This window comes from Lysinibacillus sp. DFXJR4 (assembly GCF_057196045.1).
This window is the reverse complement of the sequence record NZ_JBXUNW010000009.1, coordinates 39,387-60,720: the sequence shown is the minus strand read 5'-3', so window position 1 is coordinate 60,720 and position 21,334 is coordinate 39,387. Positions and strand designations below refer to the sequence as shown.

Here is a 21,334-nt window from a genome sequence, read left to right as displayed (position 1 = left end):
AGCAAAGGCAGGCTAGGGGAAACCTTAGCCTGCCTTTGCTTAATAAAGAAAAAACCTATGAAAAAATATTAGTTATCAAGAAAGTGACTAGGTACTGAATTAATTTTGATTTGAGTAAAAAAGATCACCGAATTACAGGTGATCTTTGACTTTGAACTTGTAACTGTTTACCAAATGAAAGGAATTAATTTTTTAGTTTTCTGTTTATATAATGTAAATTGTTGACCGTACTTGTTTTGTAAGTAATCATCTGATTTTGGAATATAGCCAAAAACAAATACGAAAAATAAACCAAGAGGAATTAGCAAACTATAAATATTGTTAGAGATTAGCGCTAAGCCTAGTACCCAAAGGCAATCTCCAAGATAATTAATATGAATCGCATATTTAAATAAACCGCCTGTATAGAGCTTACCTTTATTTAGAGGATTGTCTTTAAAAGGTTTTCTAAGCAATTCAGAAATTGTGTTTAACATACTCCCTCCTAAAAATAATATCCAACCTACAATGAGTATTGTTAAGTTTGGATCCTGTTTACTAGTAATCATTAAAATAGGAAAACCCAAATAGTAAATCCCAAAGGCTATACTGTTCATGAGAGCTTCCTGCATTGCAATACCTCTAGGTAACCATATAAACATCATAGCTGTTAATCGCAAAGCTGTAATAATTAAAGCAATAAAAAGTCCGAGAGAAATGGCGGATTTTTCATATGTAATGAAAAGTAAATAATATGCAGTGATTAAATAGATAATCTCAGCTACTAAAATTAAGATTTTTTCTTTTATCGTTGAATTGTTTATACCATACACAATAAGGCACCCCTTCGTTATTTAATTGGAAAAAATACTTCTATGATACTATTATCCTCTTGTGTGCTATAGGGGTCTGTTTGATAAACTTCAAACGGTGCACCATTCAATTTATAGTTATTTTCATTTATCCATACATGTAGTTTTGTATGAATGGAAGGTAGTTTATCGTAAGAACCAATAAGCGTAGCCATTGCGCAAAGACCCGGATTAAACACTTTTGTTTCATTCGTGGCCTTTGTAAGTGGAATCGCAATTTCGACATCATAATTATCAGGTTCATATTCAGAACTATGGAAAATAGTAAGTGGTTTTGCGCTAGGTGATAAATTTCTAAACAAGATTTTACTAAATAATTCACTAAAGTGTTTTAAAAAATCAGCGGTATTTATTTTTTTTCGTTGAGAAAAGATATCATAGGCTACGTGATCCACAAGTTTAATCTCAATCTGATCTAAATAGCTCATGATATTTCCATCTTTGTCTAACACTTGAATATCTAGTTTTAATTCTTTTAACATAGAAGAATAAATTGTAAGTTGTTGTGTCAGATTTTCTTGTTTGATTTTCATTTTATTACTAAGGAGTTCGGTATCCTCTCTATTAGTTAAAATAATTTTGATGTCTTCTAACGAAAATAAATAGTTTTTTAATCGTGCTATTAATAAAGCTGTTTCTAGCTGGGAAATATTATAATAACGATAGTTATTATTAGCATCAATGAAATCAGGCTTTAAAAGTCCAATTTCATCATAGTATCGCAGCGTCTTGAGTGTAAGATGTGATATTTTTGAAAACTCACCAATTGTAAGCATAACAATCACCTCCTTTTAAATTACTTTAAATATAAAGTATCCTGTAAGGGGAAGGTCAAACAATGTAACTAAGTTTTCTTAAAGGGGATTTATTGAGTTAAATATTATCGAAATGGCTGCATCAAAAAAAATAATGTTTGATGTTTTTTTATGTTTAAATAAATTTTAGTTTGCTTGTAAGGTTGGTTATGGAGATAAGAAAACACTTCGTAATGGGTGAGTGTATGATAACATGTCTGAAAACAATGAGACCTTTATAATCTACATAGTTCATTTTGCAATAATTACTCGCTTCGTAGAAGGTGATTAACAGTTTCCAAATTAATAGTAAAAAATATATTATCACTAATCTTTTAAAAGATTGGTTACTTAATATTGTTCTGTTTTAATTTGAACGGACAGGTGTAAGGTGTTTAAAGTTTTCAGGAATGGGATTTGAGGAATGAACAGATAATCACTAATTGTTACTAGATTTGCATATTATCATTTAGTGAAGACATGATCAATTTCGCCTTGGCATAATTGTAGCTGCCACTATGCTTTCACTACAGAAAACATTTTGCTGAATGAAGAAAAATAAGTAATGCAATCCTCATACTTTTAATATAAAATTTGTAAGATATAACTTACTTGGAAGAGGTGTGAAAATGTTTCCTGTTTTACATACAGATCGATTAGTGCTACGAGAGCTCACAGTGAATGATGCCCAGGCAATTCTAAATTGCTTTTCTAATCCTGATGTACTACGTCATTATGGGCAGAATCCATTAACGAGTTTAGATCAAGTTAGGCTAATAATTAATAACTTTTCAAAGAGCTATGAGGAAAAATGCGGAATTAAATGGGGAATAGAATTAAAAGGGCAAGCAGGCATAATTGGTACCATTGGTTTTCAAGAGTGGTCAACTGAGCATAAAAGAGCAGAAATAAGTTATGCACTTTTCCCAGAGAGTTGGGGAAAAGGCTATGCACTGGAAGCCGTTAATAAAGTAATTTCATTCGGCTTCCAAGAGATGAAGTTAGTGCGTATAGGAGCAATCGTTTTCACTGAAAATGATGCCTCGAACAAGCTGTTAACAAAAGCTGGCTTTGAAAAAGAAGGGGTATTAAAAAAATACATACATCAAAATAATATTTCATATGACACTTATATTTATTCCCTGATAAATTAAAATCCTAAGACCGAGATAAGCTTAATTGCTGTCTTGGTCTTTTTTAGGATCTTTGCTTAATAAAAGTTTATTTAATAATCGCCTGTAATGTGTCTAATCCCTCCTTCAGATAAACATAAGTATTAATTGTCGTGATATTTATATCTGCTTTTTTCGCTGTAGCTAAATAGCGTTGTAATTCTTTGATATAAGCTACTACAAACTCTGTAAAATTGTATATATGTTGCCACTGACTGTTTTCTACAACTCTTTTAGAATGAGAAACTATAAGTTTGGACCCATTTTTTTCTAAAGTAAGAATATCTATGTTACCAAATGGGTTTAATTTTTGACTTTTTCCTGTTTGATGAAGTGTTTTCAATTTGCTAGTAAACTCACCTAAAATAGTACTGTGTCCAGTAGTGGTAAAGAAAAGTAGCTCGTCTTCATTGTTATCATTTGCAAACACTTTTAAATAGCCATCAAAATAAAGATTATCCAATATGGAAATTTCTTGCTCTAATTCAAATCTTAATTTCATACAAATCACCTCCAATTATTTCCTTTTTTCTTTCCAATTTCTAACTCTCTCTTTGGTAGAAAAGAGGTTAGAATTCATACATAGTTACTACTAGCAGATATTCTGAAAGAAGGATTATATAATGCGATAAGTACACAAGTCAGACAGAGAACGTCACAAAATCTTTGATTTCTAGACTTTTTTTGGGTAATAGTGACATTATACTGGACAAATACAAAAATTTATCATAAAGTAATAGTAATAAAATTAATTGCGGTAGAACAATGAATTCACAAATTACAAAGAGTAATCGTGTTTTGTTAGATACTTTTTGTAATTTGTGAATTTTTTTCTTTTGAAGCAATAATGATTTTATTTAATACAATTAATGGAGGTCATATAAATGACACAAGGTACAGTAAAATGGTTTAACGCAGAAAAAGGTTTTGGCTTCATCGAAGTAGAAGGCGGAAATGATGTATTCGCTCACTTCTCAGCAATCCAAGGTGACGGTTTCAAAACATTAGAAGAAGGTCAAAAAGTTGAATTCTCAGTAGAAGAAGGTCAACGTGGTCCTCAAGCTACAAACATCGTAAAACTTTAATTTTAATGAAGTACCCATAAAAAGGCATCCTTTAATTAGGATGCCTTTTTTGTATAGATAAAGTCTAATTGATAATTAATTTCACTAATTAATGAAATAACACTGGATTTTATAATGATTTAATACTACAATGATAATGATTATCAATATCATTTATATCAGGAGCTGATAATACTTTTTCAAAATAACTACATAGAAAGAGGAGGTTAAACAGAAAGATTGGTATTCACACATAATTGACAAAGGAGTTTTTGACAGAATGAAAAGGAAATTTTTACTTATTGGTTTTATTACATTATTTATGCTCGTTTTAGCTGCCTGTTCAGGAGAAAAGGAAAGTGAGCAAAATACATCCATTGATAAAGACGAAAGCGGGGAAACAGCACAAACCGAACAAGAGCGTACAGAAGAAAAAGGTACAAGAACAATAGAATATCTTGGTGAAAGCTATACAGTTCCACAAAAAGCAGAAAGAATCGTTGTTACAGGCGCAATGGAGGCAATGGAAGATATGGTTGTACTTGATGTGCATCCAGTAGGAGCTATTGCTGTTGGTGGAAAATTCCCTGAACTCTATGCTTCAGTGACAGACAAAGCTGAATCCATTGGGGAGAAAATAAAACCGAACTTTGAAAAAATAGTAGAATTAGCTCCAGATGTTATTTTAGGCTCAACAAAGTTTCCAGAGGAAGTACATGGAAAGTTGGAGAAAATTGCTCCTACAATTTTAGTTTCACATATCTCTACAGACTGGGAAGATAATTTAAATTTATTAGCTGAATTAACTGGTAAACAAGCAGACGCAGAAAAAATCCTATCTACATATAAGGCTGATATCGAAGCAGCTAAAGCAACTTTAATAGAGAAATTAAAAGGTCAAAAAGTGGCAGCTATTCGTATGCGAGGTGGACAAGCTTATGTGTATCCAAAAGAGGTGTTCTTCAATCCTGTATTATATGGAGAGCTTGGCTTAGAAGTACCTGATGAGGTAAGCAAGGCTAAGTCACAGGAAGCTATTTCTGTGGAGCAATTGGCTGATATGAACCCAGACTATGTGTTTATTCAATTCTCTGCTGATGAAAATGCTGATGCCCCAAATGCATTAGAAGATTTTAAAAAGAATCCAATTGTCCAAAATATTAGTGCCTTTAAAAATGATCAAGTATTTGTCAACGTTGTAGACCCTCTTATGGAAGGTGGCCCAGCATATAGCCGAATTAAATTCTTAGAAAGTGTTCAACAATACCTTCTAAAATAATTGGTGAAGACAAGGATCAAACCATTTACTTGGTTTAATAAAAAAAGGAAATGTATTAGTATGCTGTATCCCGATTGTTGTACACATTAAACAATCGGGTGCAGTTTTTTTATTCGTTCTTAGAATCAGTGAATACGATTTTTTTACTTTGTGTTTATATGGAAGTAGAAACTGTATGCTATGATAATGTACATAGAGGAGGGGGTCACATGATACGAGTTGGATTAACTGGTTGGGGCGATCATCCTTCACTTTACAGTGGAGTGACTGCCTCAAAAGATAAATTATTCGATTATACGGGTCATTTTTTAACGGTTGAAGTAGACACTTCTTTTTATGCTATACCATCTAAAGAGAATGTACAAAAATGGTGTCAGGATACGCCGGATCATTTCCGTTTTGTTGTCAAAGCCTATCAAGGCATGACAGGGCATTTACGGGGGGATATTCCTTTTGAATCAAAAAATGATATGTTTAATGCCTTTATCGAATGTGCCAATGAATTTAAATACCATGGTAAGCTAGGAATGATTCTTACTCAGTTTCCGCCGTGGTTTGATTGTCAGGCAAAAAATGTTCAATATTTGTTGTATATACGACAGCAGCTTAAGGATTTTGAGGTGGCTATAGAGTTTAGAAATCAAACATGGTATGCAGAGCCTGTCGTGCAGCAAACTATGAATTTCTTACGAGAGCAACAATTTATTCATACCATTTGTGATGAGCCACAAGCAGGTGTCGGATCAATTCCATTTTATCCTACTGTTACTGCTAAGAAGGCACTTATTCGAATTCATGGTCGCAATATTCATGGCTGGCGTAACACCGGAAATGCTGAAAATTGGCGAAAAGTTCGGTTCTTATACGATTATAATAAAGAAGAGTTGCAGCAGCTTGGGCATCATATCAAAGGACTTGAGACTGAGGTGGAGGAGCTTTATGTATTATTTAATAATAATTCAGGACTGCATGCTGCTAAAAATGCGAAGGAGCTACAAGGTATCTTAGACATTAAGGATGTCGGACTAGCACCTAAACAATTAAATATGTTTGAAGGGGAACTATAATGGAATTTTTTCTTTTAGTCATTATTGCACTGTTTTCCGGCTTAGTAGGTGCACTAGTTGGACTAGGCGGGGGCATAATATTAGTGCCAGCAACATTATTCGTAGGATTGAATCTAGGAATGATTCCAGATATAACACCCCAAAAAGTGGTTGGATTATCTGTTGTAATGATGATTTTTACTGGGCTTGCCTCAACCTTAAGCTTTATGAAATCCAAAACTGTTGATTATAAAAGCGGTTTACTATTTTTTATAGGTAGTGTCCCAGGAACAATGCTTGGTGCGTGGGTAAATAAGGGATTAGATTTACCTTCATTTAATTTATATTTTGGTATTTTACTTATTATTTTAGCGACAATATTACTTGTACGTGATAAATTGAAACCAGTAAAATGGTTTGTAAAAAATGGGACGCAGCGAGAATTTACAGATACTGAAGGTAATACCTTTATTTATGGATATCCCATTTGGTTTGCCATTATTTTAACGTTTTGTATAGGTTTTGCCTCTGGATTATTTGGTATCGGTGGTGGCTCAATGATTGTTCCTGCAATGATAATTTTATTTTTATTCCCACCACATGTTGCTGTGGCAACATCGATGTTCCTAGTGTTTCTTTCTTCGCTTGTTGGTTCGGCAAGTCACATATATTTAGGACATGTACCTTGGCTCTATACAATCCCTGTAATCCCAGGCGCCTATATCGGTGCAAAGCTTGGAGCAGCATTAAATAAAAGAATAAAATCAGAGACACTTGTTGTAGCGTTGCGCGTTATATTATTATTGATGGGAATTAGATCCATAATTGAAGGTTTATTGTGAATATCTCTTGTTGAGATAATAATGTGAATGAAAAGAAGAGGTGGCTAAAATGCTGGAAAAAATTCATATTTTTCACACGAATGATTTGCACAGTCATTTTAAGTATTGGCCACGAATGCAAAATTATGTGAAAGAGCAGCGTATGGAGCTCGCAACATTGGGTGAATCAAGTTTTCTTTTTGATGTAGGTGATCATTTAGATCGTTCCAATATTTATACAGAGGCTACAATTGGTAAGGGGAATGTGAAACTGCTAAATGAAGCGGGTTACGATGTTGTGACCATTGGTAATAATGAAGGTATAACATTGTCACACGAAGAGCTATATCATTTGTATGATGAGGCAGCGTTTGAGGTTGTTGTTGCCAATGTCTATGCCTCACAGGGAAGTAATCCTTTTTGGATGAAGCCCTATGTTATATTAACCACAACACATGGTACTAAGCTGGCAGTAATTGCAGCCACAGCAATGTTTGAAATTTATTATAAAGAATTAAAATGGCAAATGGACGATGCTCGGGGAACATTAATTCGGCTAGCTCTTCAGCTTCGTAATGAAGTAGATATTATCGTCTGTTTGTCACATTTAGGTGTGACAGAGGATGAGCTTTTAGCGGAGGAGTGCCCAGAAATAGATGTAATCTTTGGTTCACATACCCATCATATTCTTCCGAATGGAAAGCTTGTTAATGGCGTTTTATTAACAGGTGGAGGAAAATTTGGACAATATACAGGGCATCTTGTGGTAGAATATGATAAAAAACTGAGGAAAATTGTTGAAAAAAAGGATAGTTTAATTCATAATAAGGATTTGCCAAAGGTTAAAAATGAGCTAGATATTGTACAGTCATATGAGGAAAAAGGCAAGCAATTACTAGATATCCCAATATTTACAACGGAAAAATCGTACAATAAGGAATGGTTCCATTATTCGCAATTATCCGATTTATTTGCACGGGCCATCTTAGATAAAAGCGGAGCAGACTGTGCATTATTTAATGCAGGAATATTTTTAGATGGCCTACCAAAGGGAACTGTAACGGCACTGGACTTGCATAGGATTTTCCCACATCCAATTAATTTATGTACGATTGAATTAACGGTTACAGAAATGAAAGAAATATTCCAGCAATCCAAAAATGAAGAGTGGCCCTATATTGAGTTGAAAGGACTAGGATTTAGGGGCGTAATCTTTGGAAAGATGCTGACTTATGGCTTTTCCATGAATGAGGATCGTCAGTTACTTATCAATGGAAAGCTTGCAGATAACGATCGAATTTATAAATTAGTAACACTTGATTTATTTACATTTGGTTATTTTTATCCAAGTTTTAAATATGCGAAGAAAAAATATATTCTACCAGAATTTTTACGAAACATTATGATAGATTATGGGCAAAGAATTTTTAAGCCGTAGAAATCAATGCTTTTAGAATGGATTGGGGAAGAGGTCATGCGATTAATTTCAATCGATGTATTAAAAGAAGGAATGGTATTAGGAAGAACTATTTGGAATGAGGCTGGACATCCTTTATTAAAGAAGGATGTTGTGATAAATGACCGCATTATTCAAAGACTTCAGGAATTAAATATGCATTATTTATATATAGATGATGAAATTTCTGAAGGGATTGAAGTAAAGGAAACCGTTCCAACTGCAATGCGAAATAAGGCAGTTTCAACCATTAAGAGTTCTTTTCAATCAATGGATGGATTAAATCCAGTGAATGCCTCTTATATACTTGACCAGCAGTCAAAAGCGATTGTCTCAATTGTAGATGAGTTACTGTCAGCAGTTACAGGAAATGATGAAATTTTAACAATACTTACAGATGCATATTTATTTGATGAATATTTATACCAACATTCCTTTCAGGTTACGCTCTATTCGATAGCTATTGCGAAGGAGCTTGGATATTCAGCAGAGGATTTACGTTTGATAGGCATTGGTGCATTGTTACATGATGTAGGCAAGCTAATGGTACCAAAGGAAATTCTCACAAAGCCTGGACGCTTATCCAATGAGGAATTTGATACGATGAAAAAGCATACACGTTATGGCTTTGATTTGTTACGTAATTTACATTCTATATCATTGCTAGTAGCTCACTGTGCATTCCAGCACCATGAACGCATTGATGGCAGTGGCTATCCTCGAGGCTTAGTTGATTTCGAAATTCATCCGTTTGCTAAAATTATTGGTGTCGCTGATGTCTTTGATGCGGTGACCACAAATCGAGTTTACCGTGAGAAAATGCTACCATCACAGGGCCTAGCAATTGTAGAGGCGGGTGCAGGTACTATTTATGATGCACGTATTGTGAGAGCTTTGAAAAAGGCGGTTGTCCATTATCCAAATGGAGTTATTTTAAAATTATCGGATAATCGTAGAGGCATCGTATCAAGACAAAATACTTTGAATGCTGCATACCCATTTATTCGTGTTTTTGAGGAGCAAAATCAATTACTATCAGCTACATATGAAATTAATTTAGTGGATTACCCTGGCTTAACCATTGAATGCGTAGAAACAGACTATGTTGTACCGTCCAAGGTCGAATAAAAATCTCCTCCTGTTCATATTTTATGGAACAGGAGGAGATTTTTTTGTTTTTCCCTCGAAAAAGAATGAAACTAAGATCATATAGTAATTATAGTCATTATGGTAGCTATAGAAAAAAGGGAAAACGGTTAAATCGTTTGACCTTGTTAATCGTAAGCATCATTATAGGTGTTTCTTTATTCATTTATTTTTTGAACGAGCGACTTATGCCCACCTACTTACAATATGCTGAAGTACAAACCAATAAAATTGCATCCTATGTTGTGAGTAAAGCATCTTTAAATGTTTTAGATATTAATGACGTTCTTGTAGAAGTATCTCCCAACAGCAGCTCTGATTTGAAAATTAATACAGAAATCATTAATCGAGTACGTGCAGACACAGTAAAGCAAGTAAAAATGTATTTGGAGCAAGCAGAACTAGGAGATTTATCGAGTTTGCCTGATCTCGATAATATTGAATATGATTTAAATAAAATAAAAGAAGGAAATGGGATTGTCTTTTATATACCAATAAGCCAAGCAGCTAATATTCCACTACTGGGGAATTTAGGTCCTAAAATTCCAGCACGCTTTCATGTAATTGGTAATGTGCATAGTGATGTTACTTCTTCCATAACGGAATATGGTATTAACAGTGCGTTTGTGGAAGTAGGAATTCGTATAGAGGTAAATGTACAAATCATTGTCCCATTCGCTAGTAAATCCTCAACCATTACGCAGGATATCCCAGTTGCAATGGGATTGACAAGGGGGCCTGTACCCAATGTTTATACAAATGGTACTGAGGGGACTCAGCCATCACTTGAAATACCTATACCATTTGATAAATAGAAAAGTTGCTGTGATAGTTGTTGCCGTTCCTTTAATATGTTACATTGACAACAGTAAAGATAGTTAATATAAAAAAAGCACATTTTTGATAGGGGCGATATTCGTATGACATCTTGTAAACCTACAAGCACAAATAAGGAAGAACATTTAAGAAAACCGGACTGGCTAAAAATTAAACTAAACACAAATGATGAATATAAAGGGCTAAAAAAACTGATGCGTGAAAAAAACCTGCATACAGTATGTGAGGAAGCACGCTGTCCTAATATTCATGAGTGCTGGGGTGAACGTCGTACAGCAACAATGATGATTTTAGGTTCCGTTTGTACGCGTGCTTGCCGTTTTTGTGCCGTTAAAACAGGCTTACCAAATGAGCTAGATTTAGCTGAACCAGAGCGTGTAGCAGATTCGGTAGCCATTATGAATTTGAAGCACGTTGTTATTACAATGGTTGCGCGTGATGACTTAAAGGATGGTGGCGCACAAGTACTCGCTGAGACGGTGCGTGCGATTCGACGTAAGAGTCCGTTTACATCTGTAGAAGTCCTACCATCTGATTTAGGTGGCTTGCAAGAGAACCTGCAAATTTTAATGGACGCAAAGCCAGATATTTTAAACCATAATATTGAGACGGTGCGCCGCTTAACGCCTAGAGTACGTGCACGTGCAAAATATGAGCGTTCCTTAGAATTCCTTCGCTTGGCCAAAGAAATGCAGCCAGATATCCCTACAAAGTCTTCTTTAATGATCGGCTTAGGTGAGACACATGAAGAAATTTTGGAAGTAATGGACGATCTACGAGCAAATAATGTAGATATTATGACTATCGGTCAATACTTACAGCCAACGAAAAAGCATTTGCCTGTTAAAAAGTACTATTCTCCAATAGAATTTGGGAAGCTACGTAAAATTGCGATGGAAAAAGGCTTTAAGCATTGCGAGGCTGGCCCACTTGTGCGTAGTAGCTATCATGCTGATGAGCAAGTGAATGCAGCAACAAAAGAACGACAATTACAAGCAGAATTATAAAGCAAAAGCTGTCATAGAATAGGTGGTGTCACTTTGATTATTATTGATGGATATGAATATGAGATTATTGAAGATTACCGAGACGCCTTTCAAGAGGAAGTATTTAATGAGCGATACTCAGATATTTTAGCCAGATATGATTATATTGTGGGCGATTGGGGCTATAATCAATTACGCTTAAAAGGCTTTTTTGATGATAAAAATCAAAAATCCACTTTCGATACGAAAATTAGTACGCTTCAAGATTATTTATATGAGTTTTGTAATTTTGGCTGTGCCTATTTCGTATTACGTAAATCTGGTAAGGCAATTTACCAACAAGAAGAGGTTGTTGGTGAAGATAACGAAGTGACAAAGCCAATTGAAAATGAGCCAATATTAGAATAAACAACAACAAAACCCTGATGCCATTTGCATCAGGGTTTTTAAATTTGTAAAAGATGATTTTTTGTAATTTGGGGCACACTAATAAATGTATATTTAAAATTAAAGGTGTGTTGCTAAGATGAAAAAAGCTGTATTTTTAGATCGTGACGGTGTAATTAATGAGGTGTTAACGAATCGTGTTAAGTTTGTGAATAAGCCCAAGGATTTTTATTTCCTGCCCCGTGTGCCAGAGGCTATAAAAAAATTAAATAAGTACTTTGACTATATATTTGTGGTAACCAATCAAGGTGGGGTTGGCTTGGGGTTTATGAAAGAGTCAAAGCTTCAAAAAATACATGAGCATATGATGAAGGAACTAAAAAAGGACGGTGCCATTATACACGAAGTAGTCTATTGTCCACATAAACCAAAGTCGGGCTGTGACTGCCGTAAGCCCAATAGTAAACTCATCGTAGATCTTGGAGAAAAGTATAATATTGATTTATCCAAATCCTACATGGTGGGAGATACGGACACGGATATTATAGCCGGAAAACGGGCAGGAACCAAAGGTGTTTTTTTAGGTGAAAGAGATCCATTAGCAGACGCAATTTTTCCAGATTTAATAAGTGCAGCTAATTGGATAATTGAAGATGCACAAGGAGTCACGTATAAATCATATGAAAAAGGATAGTTTACTAAATGGAGGTGATGAACTTGACTAAAGAACAGCACAATAAAAAAACAGTTGACCGTGAGGAGTACGGGTATGGTTTTGATATTAGTGTCGACGACTTAGGTGTTATTGGACAAAATAAACAAGCTAAAAAGCAAAACGATAATGAGAATAAAAATAAGCCACGAAATAAAGATAATCCTTCTATTTTGACTAATGATTAGCATATGGTTGGATAAATTATTATTTTTAAGATTGTTACCAAAAAATTCCGCTATCTTCTGTTTTACATGCAAGGTGCCTGTAGAAAGCGGAATTTTTTTGTAATCAATTCTTAAGGGGTCTCTTATAAAAAAACACCCTAATTTTAAAGGGTGTTAATTCAATAATTCACGTAAATATTCTCGTAATTCAACAGTATCTTCCTCTGAACGATTGTAAACATGCTCAAGATAGCCAGGCTCTTCTATATCGTCTGGACCAATAATGGCGAAGCGTCCAAATTGAATATCCATGACAAGCACTTTACCAAAAAAACGACCCGATTGCAAAATAGCTAAATCATAACGAAGCTTTTTTCCTGCAAAACTAACAAAGCGTGTTTTTGTATCCTCTACATCATCATATAAAAAAAAACGTTCCATCTTTTAATCTCCTTCCAGTCCTATAGATATGGTACTATAGAAGAGAAAAAACTATCAACTTTTAAAGATTTGAATGGGGGCTTTCCTTGTGTATTTTGTAGATCGTAATAAAATCACAAAAAATTTACAGTACTTAGATGGATTATTAGCTATTTTGGAGACAGAAGATAACTGGCTGCAAAATGATATTAAAAAATTAGCAATCGAGCGAATTGGTCACAATATTATGGAGTCAATGATGGATGTTGGAAATTTGATGATAGACGGCTTCATTATGCGTGATCCAGGAAGCTATGAGGATATTATTGATATATTAATCGATGAAAAAGTTGTATCAACAGAAATGGAAGCACCATTAAAAGCAGTTGTAGGCTTACGTAAAATGCTTGTTCGTGAGTTTATAGAGGTCGATATTCAGGAAGTAATCGATGTATTAACAGCAAGTCTACCTGCATTAAAGCAGTTCCCACCCGCCGTAAACGATTATTTAACAAATGAACTTGGCCCGGTATCTGCATTTTTACCAGAGGATCATCAATGAAAAACTATAAGGCATATTGCTTTGATTTAGATGGTACAGTTTATCGTGGAAAAGAGGGCATCTCTTCTGCAATCTCATTTATTCAACGTTTGCAGCAAATTGGTATTGAGCCTTTCTATGTTACAAACAATTCTTCTAAGACTAGAGAGCAACTGCAGGAGGCTTTAATCGCCATTGGTGTAAATGCACCCCTTGAACATATTTACTCAAGTGCACTGGTGACAGCCAAATATATTGCGAGAAACTTCCCAGGTCAAAAAGTTGCCATGATGGGCTCTGATGGTATTCGTAAAGCGTTATTAAATGAAGGTATTGAGCCTGTTGAGGAAGAGCCAGAGGTGTTCGTTATGGGTATTGATCGCACCTTGGATTATATGGCACTTGCCAAGGCAACAATTGCTATTCAAAAAGGTGCAACGTTTATCGCAACAAATCAAGATATTAAATTCCCGACTGAATATGGATTTCTTCCTGGAAATGGGGCGTTTGCTCGATTAGTTGGGGAGGTTGCTGATGTTGAACCCATTTATATTGGCAAGCCATCACCTGCTATGCTTGAGATGATTGCTTCTCAGCACGGTTTTACAAAAGAAGAGATGGTCATGATTGGCGATAATTATGATACAGATATCATGTGTGGTATTCGTTTTGGCTGTGATACTATTCATGTTAATACAGGTGTAACACCAACAAGTAGTGTGTTAGAGAAAGAACAGCAGCCAACTTATGTTATAGAGGCTTTGATTTAATAAAATTAAAAAGGATGTTTTGTCGAAATTTTGGCATAACATCCTTTTCATATGTTCAAATTTAATATAGTTGTTCTTTATTGTCTACCATAGAGGATTTTCTTCTATAAATTGATAGATGGCTTCTGTTAACGCTTCAGGAGAGTCAGCCTCCACTAATTCGCCATTGACGATTGCATAAAAGGATTCTGAGCATTTCGTACAGTAGCTGAGGCAGCCATATTCCAAAACGTCGATGTTTGGATCACGCTCTAATATTTCATATGCTTTTTGAGAGCCATTTGCTAAATTATTTATACAAAATTCAACCATTGGATTCATACATGTCACCTCACCAAAGTAATGCTACTCGCTTTTAAAACTTTCGTCAATAATTTAAGTTTACCTTGAGCTGAAGGAGGAATTTAATTTCTAGTTAAATTCTTAAAAAAAAGGAATTGAAGGGAACTATGAGGGGGATTAGAGCTGTAATGACGAAATGCAAATACTACGAAAATCATTCGAAAAATGCAGGTAATCATTTATTTTGTGAAATCTTTCACAAAATTGCATTCTTATATTGTGAAACATCTCACAATCGGTTATACTCATTTGTGGATACTTTGTGAACAATTATTATAAGAGGTATAAAAGGAGACTATTATGGGAAAATTAGTACTTTTAGGTGGCGGCTACGGCAATATGCGTGTCATGCTTCGTTTGTTACCAAACAATCTTCCATTAGACACGGAAATCGTGCTAGTAGACAGAGCCCCTTTCCATAGTTTAAAAACAGAATTTTATGCATTAGCAGCAGGGACTTCAACAGATAAAGAAATTCGTGTAAGCTTCCCGGAGCATGAACGTTTAACGGCTGTATATGGAGAAGTCGTTAACATTGATCGTGCTGAAAAAGTAGTCATTCTAGAAGATGGGCAACGTATTGAATATGATGATTTAGTCGTAGGGCTTGGCTGTGAAGATAAATATCACGGTGTACCAGGTGCAGAGGAGTACACATTTAGCATTCAAACTATGGCGAAATCACGTGCAACCTTCCAAGCACTTTGTGGTTTACCAGCGGGCTCTACAGTCGGAATTGTAGGGGCTGGCTTAAGTGGGATTGAGCTTGCAAGTGAGCTTCGTGAAAGTCGCGCAGATTTAAAGATAAAATTATTTGACCGTGGTCCGCGTATTATGAAGGACTTCCCAGAAAAATTGAGTAACTATGTAAAGGCTTGGTTTGTGAAGCATGATGTTGATGTCATTGCCAATTCGAATATCACAAAGGTTGAGCCTGGTAAAATCTTTAATCATGAAGATGAAATTCCACTGGATGCGGTTGTCTGGACTGCTGGTGTCCAGCCAGTGAAAATTGTGCGTGAGATGGATGTTGAAAAAGATAAGCAAGGTCGTCCACTAGTAACGCAATATTTTAATGTCCTTGATGATGAGCATGTATATGTTGTTGGGGATTGTGCTTCGTCGGATTTTCCCCCTAGTGCTCAGTTAGCTGAGGAACAAGCAGAACATATTGTAAAAGTGCTTCGTATGCGTTGGAAAGGTGAAAATTTACCAGAGAAGATGCCAGATATTAAATTAAAAGGCTTTATGGGATCACTTGGTAAAAAACAGGGCTTTGCTTATTTAGCAGACACAACTGTAACAGGACGTATAGCTCGATTGATGAAATCAGGACTATTATGGCTGTATAAATACCAAAACGATTAACCTAGCCATTTAGAGCCAAAATAGGATTGCTTCAATTGTAATCAGTTGAAGCAATCCATTTTATTTTTTATACGGTTTCATCTGGAGTAAAGCCCATTTTTTCAAGCGCTGAAAATACAGGCTTTAATTGCACATAACCTTCTCCCACTACTTCATTATTTATTAAAACTAATGGATAGAAAAATTCATCATCTTGTATGCGAGTTGCATAATCTTGATCTCGTTCATTCTCAATTGGACCTTCGATATCTACATAACGAATATCATAAGCTTGGTTTGGATATTTTCGATCAATCGCTGCCTGTAGCCACTCATATGTATCCTTTGAAGAAGGTGCGTTTACACAGCTAGCGCAGATAACTGCCGTTCCATAAATTTCGATCATTGGTTTCATTTGTCCCATTGTATTTCCTCTCCCCGTGATACTATATTGGATTTTTTCTGTTGCTAACATTATAATCATTATAAGGAAAGGAGTCGAGATAAATGGCTGAAGCAACAATTAACGACCAAGTACAAGAGGTATTAGATAAATTACGCCCATTCTTACTACGTGACGGTGGAGACTGTGAATTAGTAGATGTAGAGGACGGCGTTGTAAAATTACGTTTACTAGGTGCCTGTGGCAGTTGCCCAAGTTCAACGATTACGCTTAAAGCGGGTATCGAACGTGCACTATTAGAAGAAGTACCTGGTATCGTTGAGGTAGAGCAAGTATTCTAAACAATTTTAAAAGTTCTAGCTGACCATTCAAGCTAGAACTTTTTTCTTTTTAATGTTGGCGTGACTGTTCTTTTTCTTCTCGGATGATAGCCCATTGTTCTTTTGCCATATCAATAATTTTTGCTTCCCCACCAATGCTTTGTTTTTCAATGACCCTTGAAAAGAAGCGTGTAGCATTTTCAATATCACCAATACGTCTTGATAGTTCTGCAATCATATACATGATACGTACATCAGACATCTGGGTTGAGCTGTAATCCTCTGTTGAATAGGATTCCATATATTGATCCCGAGCCAATTTCATAAAGCGCTGCTCCTGACCACTATTGTTAAGGGAACGATAAAGCCATGCGAGACGTAATGCGAGACCAGCTATGGCAACATATTTTTCTTTTTTGATAGTGCCACAAAGGAAGGCTAACTTATAGGCTTGAATTGCCTGAAATACAGTACGCTCTCCTTTAAAATCATGATGTACCCATTTTTCAGTAATTTGCGTGCGAATTTCATCTTGAATACCAGGTGCAAAATATTTGGTAAAGTCTTCTGTAAAGGAAAAGCCACAGTGCTCACAAACAAAAACATTATAGTAAAGAGCATTAATCCCATCAGCATAAATAGGTTGAAAGTCCGTTTCTGTATGGTCGACCTTAATGAATTTAGAGCGGACTTTTAATGTAGGAAAATCTTTTTTACAATTAAGACATTGAATTTTTTTTTCGTAATAAGGTGAAATCTCCATATTTTTTACCTCTTTCATCGACATCGTTATAACTATTATACCAATGTAATTTCTATAAACATGAATAAAAAATACTATTTATGTGAAAAATATTAGAATTATTGCTAAAAATACGCTCGAAGCTGAATGTTTGTCATACAATAGTCAAAATTGATATGATGTTATATAAGAAGGAAGGTGATTGGGATGACAAGTTCAAAGCAAGTAATTGAAATTACACAGGCAGCTGGTTTTCATATTCAAGAAATGATGGAGCATAACGAAGAGCAAGGTTCTTTTTTACGTGTAGCTGTGAATGGCGGAGGCTGTAGTGGTCTGTCTTATGGGATGCATTTTGATAAAGAGAAAAAAGATGATGATATTGAAGATGAACAACATGGTTTAAGAATTCTTGTTTCCCGCGAAGATGCGCCGATTTTAATGGGAACAAAAATTGACTATAAACAATCGCTAATGGGCGGTGGCTTCACAATCGATAATCCAAATGCGATCGCATCATGCGGCTGCGGCACATCTTTCAGAGCAGCGAAACGTGAAGGTACACCTGAGGTTTGTGAATAATTAGTTGAACTGACAGTAGAACGTATCTTACGTATTTAAACTGACTAGTTGTTAGTTGGTTTTTATAGGATATTTGAATATATACGCTAAATGCGCTTTCTTACGTATTGAATATCGATATGGAAAGAAGCGCTTTTTTTATTAAACGATTTAGAGCAAGAATGGGGAAGCGAGAAAATGAATTAATTATGTCCGTACATAATCAGTCTATTCAAGAGCTTCGAATTATTTGCGATCAACGTACTTATGCAGGATTCAATGATTATGTTTTTAAAACTTGTTTCTATTGGGTTTATACCTGATTTAATGGACGTTAAGTCTACGTTTTGCGCAAGTGACGGTGATATACAATAACAGTATCGACACCTTTAATGAAGCATGTTATTTGGATGTGTTATAATCAAATTTGTGAAGAAATATACATAACGGTGCAGGATTGTTAAATAAGATGGGGGGCAGATAATGGATAACGAATATTTCGTAGGTTGGGGTACATTGGCGTTGATAAATGCTGCACTTGCACAAGGGAAGAATAGAACGGGGTTAAATTGGTTTTTACTTTCTCTTGTATTAGGTCCATTGGCAACACTAATTTTGTTATTTGTTGAAAAGAGACAGTAACATTACATATTGACTTGGTGTATACATAGACTAGATTTGATTAAATATAAAAGAAGCCACAATGACCTCAATTTTGAGATTGTTGTGGCTTCTTTATGTACCCAAAAATGTTTATTGAAGTTTTGTTAATACATCTTCATAAATTTCTTCTGAGGGTTTATTAAGGGCAATCGAAAACTCCGAGAAAATGGATTCCTGTAAGGTTTGAAGTAATTTTTCTTCTTGATTTGGGAATTTTTTTTCTAGTGCTAGAAATTCAAGCTTTTTTCTAAGTAAAGTATTTAAGAGATTTGCTTGCTTTTGTCGATCACCAGATTTAATGATTTCTATATGATATCGCATACGATGTGTGTTTTGTTCTATCCATTCAACACCAGGAGAAGTAAATGAATGAAGAATTTTGAGGGCATCATCTTTTTTTATAATGTCTCTAAGCTGTTTTTTTGCATTGTCAATAGGGGTACGAATGGTTAACTTTGAATCATTTAATGGATGTAAAACGTAGTAAGTTTTTGTAATGTCGCTGAAAGTTTGCTCACAGATATCTTCAATTGAACAAAGACCATGTGATGAATAAATGACTACATCGCCAACACTATACATGTAAATTCCCTCCAACAAAAATAAATTGTCAACCAAGTTGACTAAATTAAGTATAATCCAATTAATATTTTTTGTCAACTTAGTTGACGATTGGTATTTTTTTTTGTATATTATTAACGAAAAAATAGGGAATGAAGGTGAAAAAGTTGAAGGACGAATTGCAAAATCGGGATGTCATTGATTTATTAAGCGAGCGTCATGAAATACTTCGACGGCTTGCTGAAGAGAAGTGGAATAAACATAATCATATTTATATTTCTAATTCCGAATGGAGTATTTTGGGAAAAATATATAATCAGCAACTTACGATTTCAGATGTGGCTAAGGATGTTGATTTTTCTAGACAGGCAACCCACAAATTTATAAAAAATTTGGAAGCCAAAGGTCTTGTAAAAGTTTGTAAAGTTGAACATAGTAAGAAACATAAAGCTATTCGTATGACTGAATTTGGTGAAGAATGCTATAAAAAAAATGAACTATACAAAGCTGAAATTGAGCAGCAACTTATCAACACGATAGGCGAAGAGCATGTGACCAAATTAAAACATATCTTAAGGCTTAATTGGCAAGTGGAACATTTAGAAATGCAGGATTCACTCTAAGGAATGGAATACGTTCAGAATTCTTAGAGTAGTATCACTAGCCTCCTTTGATTATGAAGGGCACAGAAAAAGTCGATTTGCTGCCAAAAATATGATGCAAATCGACTTTTTGTGTTTTAGACAAATTGTTTTGCTAAGCACTAAAAATTCTGAATTAATGCTTCACCGTATAGAAAATGAGCCGTTATAATATTGATATAAGAGGTGAATGTGATGAAAAAGGATAGAGGGAAAGTTTGGTTAGGTGTTGCTGGAGTTGCTGTCAATGAACTTGGTCAATGGTTAGTTGTAAAAAAAGCATATAGTGGCTTAAAGGGAAGATGGTCATTGCCAGCTGGATTTGTCAATGCGGGTGAAACGGTGGATGAGGCTGTTGTCAGAGAATTAAAAGAAGAAACAGGCATTGATTGTTATGTATCTGGCTTAATTGGTTTTCGTACAGGTGTTATTCGGGGTGAAATTAGTGATAATATGGCCATTTTCTATTGTCGAATGATAGATGAGCAACAGCTGATTTGTATACAAGAAAATGAATTGTTAGAAGCAAGATGGATGTATCCACAAGAGCTGGCACAAGATGAAATGACATCCGTTATGTTAAGAGAGATGGCCTCCAATCAATTTGAAAAACACCAATTGCAGGGGATTGAGGGCATTAATCCAGGCGATGTTTTTGGCTACTCCTCCTATCGATTATTCTTTAAAAAATGATAATGGAGGGAGACGGATATTTGGAGCTGTAAAGAATCCTTACTCTTCTATTAAATGTTAGGCATAGCAGAATCGAAATGATTTTCCTAAATATGACGAACAAGCGAAAACAAGGCTATGTTCATTGAAAGCGTTGTCGTAATCATGTAAACTAGTGAGAGGAAAACGGAGGTTATACATACATGGATGGTCCAGTTTCATTAGTTCAGCTAATCATTTCAATTTTGTTATTTTTCGTCATGTTCTTTGGTATCGGGTTTTTATTAAATATGCTTCTGCGCATGACATGGTTAATGGCAATTGTGTATCCAATCGTTGTTATTTTCATTGTCGATGATGTAAGCTTTTTAGATTATATTTTCAAGCCTGGCTCTGCGTTTCCAGCTTTGATCGATAAATTACAAGCATTGCAATTTGTAGATATTGCTATTCTATCTGGTGGCTTTGCAGGTTCTATTGTAGCTGGGATTGTCATGATTTATTTACGAAAAAGTGGATATCGAATGTTTTAACAAGCTTCAGTATTTATCTCTATGCATTGATGTAGAGATAAATACTGATTTTTTATCTTCATTCAGCAGAAGACTACCACCTCTACAGGTGGTGAGTTGA

General features: G+C 35.0%; 29 protein-coding genes. 21 read left to right on the top strand and 8 right to left on the bottom strand.

The window, feature by feature from the left end; genetic code table 11:
• Positions 1-167: 167 nt before the first annotated feature.
• A complete protein-coding gene (locus tag AC2CGN_RS17045; protein ID WP_283869366.1) occupies positions 168-812 on the bottom strand; it encodes a methyltransferase family protein in 645 nt (214 codons plus the stop codon).
• Between the two features lie 17 nt (positions 813-829).
• Positions 830-1,627: a MerR family transcriptional regulator gene (locus AC2CGN_RS17040; RefSeq protein ID WP_484515105.1), complete on the bottom strand. Its 798-nt coding sequence runs from the start codon at positions 1,625-1,627 to the stop codon at positions 830-832.
• Between the two features lie 647 nt (positions 1,628-2,274).
• Between AC2CGN_RS17040 and AC2CGN_RS17035 the strand changes: the two genes are divergently transcribed.
• Positions 2,275-2,799: a GNAT family N-acetyltransferase gene (locus AC2CGN_RS17035; RefSeq protein WP_429982871.1), complete on the top strand. Its 525-nt coding sequence runs from the start codon at positions 2,275-2,277 to the stop codon at positions 2,797-2,799.
• Between the two features lie 67 nt (positions 2,800-2,866).
• On the opposite strand, the gene AC2CGN_RS17030 is transcribed toward AC2CGN_RS17035, so the two are convergent.
• Entirely contained in the window at positions 2,867-3,319 is a 453-nt protein-coding gene (locus AC2CGN_RS17030; RefSeq protein ID WP_484515102.1) for a hypothetical protein, read from the bottom strand.
• A gap of 382 nt (positions 3,320-3,701) precedes the next feature.
• Here AC2CGN_RS17030 and AC2CGN_RS17025 point away from each other — a divergent pair, with 382 nt between their 5' ends.
• From AC2CGN_RS17025 to AC2CGN_RS16975, 11 genes are all read left to right on the top strand, one after another.
• A complete protein-coding gene (locus tag AC2CGN_RS17025; protein WP_054770577.1) occupies positions 3,702-3,902 on the top strand; it encodes a cold-shock protein in 201 nt (66 codons plus the stop codon).
• A 259-nt stretch (positions 3,903-4,161) separates the two neighbouring features.
• Positions 4,162-5,160, top strand: a complete 999-nt coding sequence (locus AC2CGN_RS17020) for an ABC transporter substrate-binding protein (RefSeq protein WP_484515100.1) — start codon at positions 4,162-4,164, stop codon at positions 5,158-5,160.
• A 209-nt stretch (positions 5,161-5,369) separates the two neighbouring features.
• Positions 5,370-6,227: a DUF72 domain-containing protein gene (locus AC2CGN_RS17015; protein ID WP_484515098.1), complete on the top strand. Its 858-nt coding sequence runs from the start codon at positions 5,370-5,372 to the stop codon at positions 6,225-6,227.
• Positions 6,227-7,048 (top strand): sulfite exporter TauE/SafE family protein, encoded by an 822-nt coding sequence (locus tag AC2CGN_RS17010; protein ID WP_286925745.1) that lies wholly within the window; start codon positions 6,227-6,229, stop codon positions 7,046-7,048. The genes AC2CGN_RS17015 and AC2CGN_RS17010 overlap by 1 nt, the downstream gene beginning before the upstream one ends.
• 49 nt (positions 7,049-7,097) lie before the next feature.
• Entirely contained in the window at positions 7,098-8,465 is a 1,368-nt protein-coding gene (locus tag AC2CGN_RS17005; protein WP_484515096.1) for a bifunctional metallophosphatase/5'-nucleotidase, read from the top strand.
• Positions 8,466-8,501: 36 nt separating this feature from the next.
• Positions 8,502-9,611 carry an HD-GYP domain-containing protein gene (locus tag AC2CGN_RS17000; RefSeq protein ID WP_313373243.1) on the top strand — a complete coding sequence of 370 codons (1,110 nt, stop codon included), beginning with the start codon at positions 8,502-8,504 and terminating at the stop codon, positions 9,609-9,611.
• Between the two features lie 65 nt (positions 9,612-9,676).
• On the top strand, positions 9,677-10,444 hold the full coding sequence (gene yunB, locus AC2CGN_RS16995) for a sporulation protein YunB (protein ID WP_286925742.1): 768 nt from the start codon (positions 9,677-9,679) through the stop codon (positions 10,442-10,444).
• 105 nt (positions 10,445-10,549) lie between these two features.
• Entirely contained in the window at positions 10,550-11,473 is a 924-nt protein-coding gene (gene lipA / locus AC2CGN_RS16990) for a lipoyl synthase (protein ID WP_283869357.1), read from the top strand.
• A 33-nt stretch (positions 11,474-11,506) separates the two neighbouring features.
• A complete protein-coding gene (locus AC2CGN_RS16985) occupies positions 11,507-11,860 on the top strand; it encodes a YutD family protein (protein WP_054770580.1) in 354 nt (117 codons plus the stop codon).
• A 118-nt stretch (positions 11,861-11,978) separates the two neighbouring features.
• The gene (locus AC2CGN_RS16980; RefSeq protein WP_286924334.1) at positions 11,979-12,533 is read left to right on the top strand and encodes a D-glycero-alpha-D-manno-heptose-1,7-bisphosphate 7-phosphatase; all 555 of its coding nucleotides are present in this window, start codon (positions 11,979-11,981) and stop codon (positions 12,531-12,533) included.
• 8 nt (positions 12,534-12,541) lie between these two features.
• Positions 12,542-12,739, top strand: a complete 198-nt coding sequence (locus tag AC2CGN_RS16975; RefSeq protein ID WP_429982865.1) for a hypothetical protein — start codon at positions 12,542-12,544, stop codon at positions 12,737-12,739.
• A 153-nt stretch (positions 12,740-12,892) separates the two neighbouring features.
• Here AC2CGN_RS16975 and AC2CGN_RS16970 read toward each other — a convergent pair whose 3' ends face one another.
• Complete coding sequence (locus tag AC2CGN_RS16970; RefSeq protein WP_427544861.1) at positions 12,893-13,159, bottom strand: DUF3055 domain-containing protein; 267 nt, start codon at positions 13,157-13,159, stop codon at positions 12,893-12,895.
• An 88-nt stretch (positions 13,160-13,247) separates the two neighbouring features.
• Between AC2CGN_RS16970 and AC2CGN_RS16965 the strand changes: the two genes are divergently transcribed.
• Both AC2CGN_RS16965 and AC2CGN_RS16960 read left to right on the top strand, forming a co-directional pair.
• Entirely contained in the window at positions 13,248-13,700 is a 453-nt protein-coding gene (locus AC2CGN_RS16965; protein WP_484515092.1) for a DUF86 domain-containing protein, read from the top strand.
• The gene (locus AC2CGN_RS16960) at positions 13,697-14,449 is read left to right on the top strand and encodes a TIGR01457 family HAD-type hydrolase (RefSeq protein WP_429982863.1); all 753 of its coding nucleotides are present in this window, start codon (positions 13,697-13,699) and stop codon (positions 14,447-14,449) included. The genes AC2CGN_RS16965 and AC2CGN_RS16960 overlap by 4 nt, the downstream gene beginning before the upstream one ends.
• 84 nt (positions 14,450-14,533) lie before the next feature.
• On the opposite strand, the gene AC2CGN_RS16955 is transcribed toward AC2CGN_RS16960, so the two are convergent.
• A complete protein-coding gene (locus AC2CGN_RS16955) occupies positions 14,534-14,770 on the bottom strand; it encodes a YuzB family protein (RefSeq protein WP_286924330.1) in 237 nt (78 codons plus the stop codon).
• Between the two features lie 321 nt (positions 14,771-15,091).
• Here AC2CGN_RS16955 and AC2CGN_RS16950 point away from each other — a divergent pair, with 321 nt between their 5' ends.
• Positions 15,092-16,159 (top strand): NAD(P)/FAD-dependent oxidoreductase, encoded by a 1,068-nt coding sequence (locus AC2CGN_RS16950; protein ID WP_286924329.1) that lies wholly within the window; start codon positions 15,092-15,094, stop codon positions 16,157-16,159.
• 67 nt (positions 16,160-16,226) lie between these two features.
• Here AC2CGN_RS16950 and AC2CGN_RS16945 read toward each other — a convergent pair whose 3' ends face one another.
• Positions 16,227-16,562 carry a YuzD family protein gene (locus AC2CGN_RS16945; RefSeq protein ID WP_286924328.1) on the bottom strand — a complete coding sequence of 112 codons (336 nt, stop codon included), beginning with the start codon at positions 16,560-16,562 and terminating at the stop codon, positions 16,227-16,229.
• Between the two features lie 83 nt (positions 16,563-16,645).
• Between AC2CGN_RS16945 and AC2CGN_RS16940 the strand changes: the two genes are divergently transcribed.
• Positions 16,646-16,882 (top strand): NifU family protein, encoded by a 237-nt coding sequence (locus tag AC2CGN_RS16940; RefSeq protein ID WP_004228295.1) that lies wholly within the window; start codon positions 16,646-16,648, stop codon positions 16,880-16,882.
• Between the two features lie 49 nt (positions 16,883-16,931).
• On the opposite strand, the gene AC2CGN_RS16935 is transcribed toward AC2CGN_RS16940, so the two are convergent.
• Complete coding sequence (locus tag AC2CGN_RS16935) at positions 16,932-17,624, bottom strand: DUF2225 domain-containing protein (protein ID WP_286924327.1); 693 nt, start codon at positions 17,622-17,624, stop codon at positions 16,932-16,934.
• A 186-nt stretch (positions 17,625-17,810) separates the two neighbouring features.
• Between AC2CGN_RS16935 and AC2CGN_RS16930 the strand changes: the two genes are divergently transcribed.
• A complete protein-coding gene (locus AC2CGN_RS16930; protein WP_286924326.1) occupies positions 17,811-18,185 on the top strand; it encodes a HesB/IscA family protein in 375 nt (124 codons plus the stop codon).
• A 462-nt stretch (positions 18,186-18,647) separates the two neighbouring features.
• Complete coding sequence (locus AC2CGN_RS16925) at positions 18,648-18,806, top strand: hypothetical protein (protein WP_429982853.1); 159 nt, start codon at positions 18,648-18,650, stop codon at positions 18,804-18,806.
• Positions 18,807-18,917: 111 nt separating this feature from the next.
• Here the strand turns inward: AC2CGN_RS16925 and AC2CGN_RS16920 are convergent, their stop codons facing one another.
• Positions 18,918-19,409 (bottom strand): CarD family transcriptional regulator, encoded by a 492-nt coding sequence (locus AC2CGN_RS16920; RefSeq protein WP_286924324.1) that lies wholly within the window; start codon positions 19,407-19,409, stop codon positions 18,918-18,920.
• A 131-nt stretch (positions 19,410-19,540) separates the two neighbouring features.
• On the opposite strand from AC2CGN_RS16920, the gene AC2CGN_RS16915 reads away from it, so the two are divergent.
• The 3 genes from AC2CGN_RS16915 (at position 19,541) to AC2CGN_RS16905 (ending at position 21,234) form a co-directional block, all read left to right on the top strand.
• Complete coding sequence (locus tag AC2CGN_RS16915; protein WP_484515086.1) at positions 19,541-20,011, top strand: MarR family winged helix-turn-helix transcriptional regulator; 471 nt, start codon at positions 19,541-19,543, stop codon at positions 20,009-20,011.
• 213 nt (positions 20,012-20,224) lie between these two features.
• The gene (locus AC2CGN_RS16910) at positions 20,225-20,722 is read left to right on the top strand and encodes an NUDIX hydrolase (RefSeq protein WP_429982852.1); all 498 of its coding nucleotides are present in this window, start codon (positions 20,225-20,227) and stop codon (positions 20,720-20,722) included.
• Positions 20,723-20,904: 182 nt separating this feature from the next.
• Positions 20,905-21,234: a YuiB family protein gene (locus AC2CGN_RS16905; RefSeq protein ID WP_283869341.1), complete on the top strand. Its 330-nt coding sequence runs from the start codon at positions 20,905-20,907 to the stop codon at positions 21,232-21,234.
• Positions 21,235-21,334: the final 100 nt, after the last annotated feature.

Excerpts from the sequence above, each read along its gene's own strand:
- AC2CGN_RS17035 (WP_429982871.1), top strand. The coding sequence starts at position 2,275 with ATGTTTCCTGTTTTACATACAGATCGATTAGTGCTACGAGAGCTCACA.
- AC2CGN_RS16950 (WP_286924329.1), top strand. The coding sequence starts at position 15,092 with ATGGGAAAATTAGTACTTTTAGGTGGCGGCTACGGCAATATGCGTGTC.
- AC2CGN_RS16945 (WP_286924328.1), bottom strand. The coding sequence starts at position 16,562 with ATGGGACAAATGAAACCAATGATCGAAATTTATGGAACGGCAGTTATC.
- lipA (WP_283869357.1), top strand. The coding sequence starts at position 10,550 with ATGACATCTTGTAAACCTACAAGCACAAATAAGGAAGAACATTTAAGA.
- AC2CGN_RS16925 (WP_429982853.1), top strand. The coding sequence starts at position 18,648 with ATGGATAACGAATATTTCGTAGGTTGGGGTACATTGGCGTTGATAAAT.
- AC2CGN_RS16915 (WP_484515086.1), top strand. The coding sequence starts at position 19,541 with ATGAAGGTGAAAAAGTTGAAGGACGAATTGCAAAATCGGGATGTCATT.
- AC2CGN_RS16905 (WP_283869341.1), top strand. The coding sequence starts at position 20,905 with ATGGATGGTCCAGTTTCATTAGTTCAGCTAATCATTTCAATTTTGTTA.
- AC2CGN_RS16940 (WP_004228295.1), top strand. The coding sequence starts at position 16,646 with ATGGCTGAAGCAACAATTAACGACCAAGTACAAGAGGTATTAGATAAA.
- AC2CGN_RS16980 (WP_286924334.1), top strand. The coding sequence starts at position 11,979 with ATGAAAAAAGCTGTATTTTTAGATCGTGACGGTGTAATTAATGAGGTG.
- AC2CGN_RS17040 (WP_484515105.1), bottom strand. The coding sequence starts at position 1,627 with ATGCTTACAATTGGTGAGTTTTCAAAAATATCACATCTTACACTCAAG.
- AC2CGN_RS16930 (WP_286924326.1), top strand. The coding sequence starts at position 17,811 with ATGACAAGTTCAAAGCAAGTAATTGAAATTACACAGGCAGCTGGTTTT.
- AC2CGN_RS17020 (WP_484515100.1), top strand. The coding sequence starts at position 4,162 with ATGAAAAGGAAATTTTTACTTATTGGTTTTATTACATTATTTATGCTC.
- AC2CGN_RS17010 (WP_286925745.1), top strand. The coding sequence starts at position 6,227 with ATGGAATTTTTTCTTTTAGTCATTATTGCACTGTTTTCCGGCTTAGTA.
- AC2CGN_RS17005 (WP_484515096.1), top strand. The coding sequence starts at position 7,098 with ATGCTGGAAAAAATTCATATTTTTCACACGAATGATTTGCACAGTCAT.
- AC2CGN_RS16975 (WP_429982865.1), top strand. The coding sequence starts at position 12,542 with ATGGAGGTGATGAACTTGACTAAAGAACAGCACAATAAAAAAACAGTT.
- AC2CGN_RS16960 (WP_429982863.1), top strand. The coding sequence starts at position 13,697 with ATGAAAAACTATAAGGCATATTGCTTTGATTTAGATGGTACAGTTTAT.
- AC2CGN_RS16920 (WP_286924324.1), bottom strand. The coding sequence starts at position 19,409 with ATGTATAGTGTTGGCGATGTAGTCATTTATTCATCACATGGTCTTTGT.
- AC2CGN_RS16970 (WP_427544861.1), bottom strand. The coding sequence starts at position 13,159 with ATGGAACGTTTTTTTTTATATGATGATGTAGAGGATACAAAAACACGC.
- yunB (WP_286925742.1), top strand. The coding sequence starts at position 9,677 with ATGAAACTAAGATCATATAGTAATTATAGTCATTATGGTAGCTATAGA.
- AC2CGN_RS17025 (WP_054770577.1), top strand. The coding sequence starts at position 3,702 with ATGACACAAGGTACAGTAAAATGGTTTAACGCAGAAAAAGGTTTTGGC.
- AC2CGN_RS16910 (WP_429982852.1), top strand. The coding sequence starts at position 20,225 with ATGAAAAAGGATAGAGGGAAAGTTTGGTTAGGTGTTGCTGGAGTTGCT.
- AC2CGN_RS16955 (WP_286924330.1), bottom strand. The coding sequence starts at position 14,770 with ATGAATCCAATGGTTGAATTTTGTATAAATAATTTAGCAAATGGCTCT.
- AC2CGN_RS17000 (WP_313373243.1), top strand. The coding sequence starts at position 8,502 with ATGCGATTAATTTCAATCGATGTATTAAAAGAAGGAATGGTATTAGGA.
- AC2CGN_RS17015 (WP_484515098.1), top strand. The coding sequence starts at position 5,370 with ATGATACGAGTTGGATTAACTGGTTGGGGCGATCATCCTTCACTTTAC.
- AC2CGN_RS16935 (WP_286924327.1), bottom strand. The coding sequence starts at position 17,624 with ATGGAGATTTCACCTTATTACGAAAAAAAAATTCAATGTCTTAATTGT.
- AC2CGN_RS17030 (WP_484515102.1), bottom strand. The coding sequence starts at position 3,319 with ATGAAATTAAGATTTGAATTAGAGCAAGAAATTTCCATATTGGATAAT.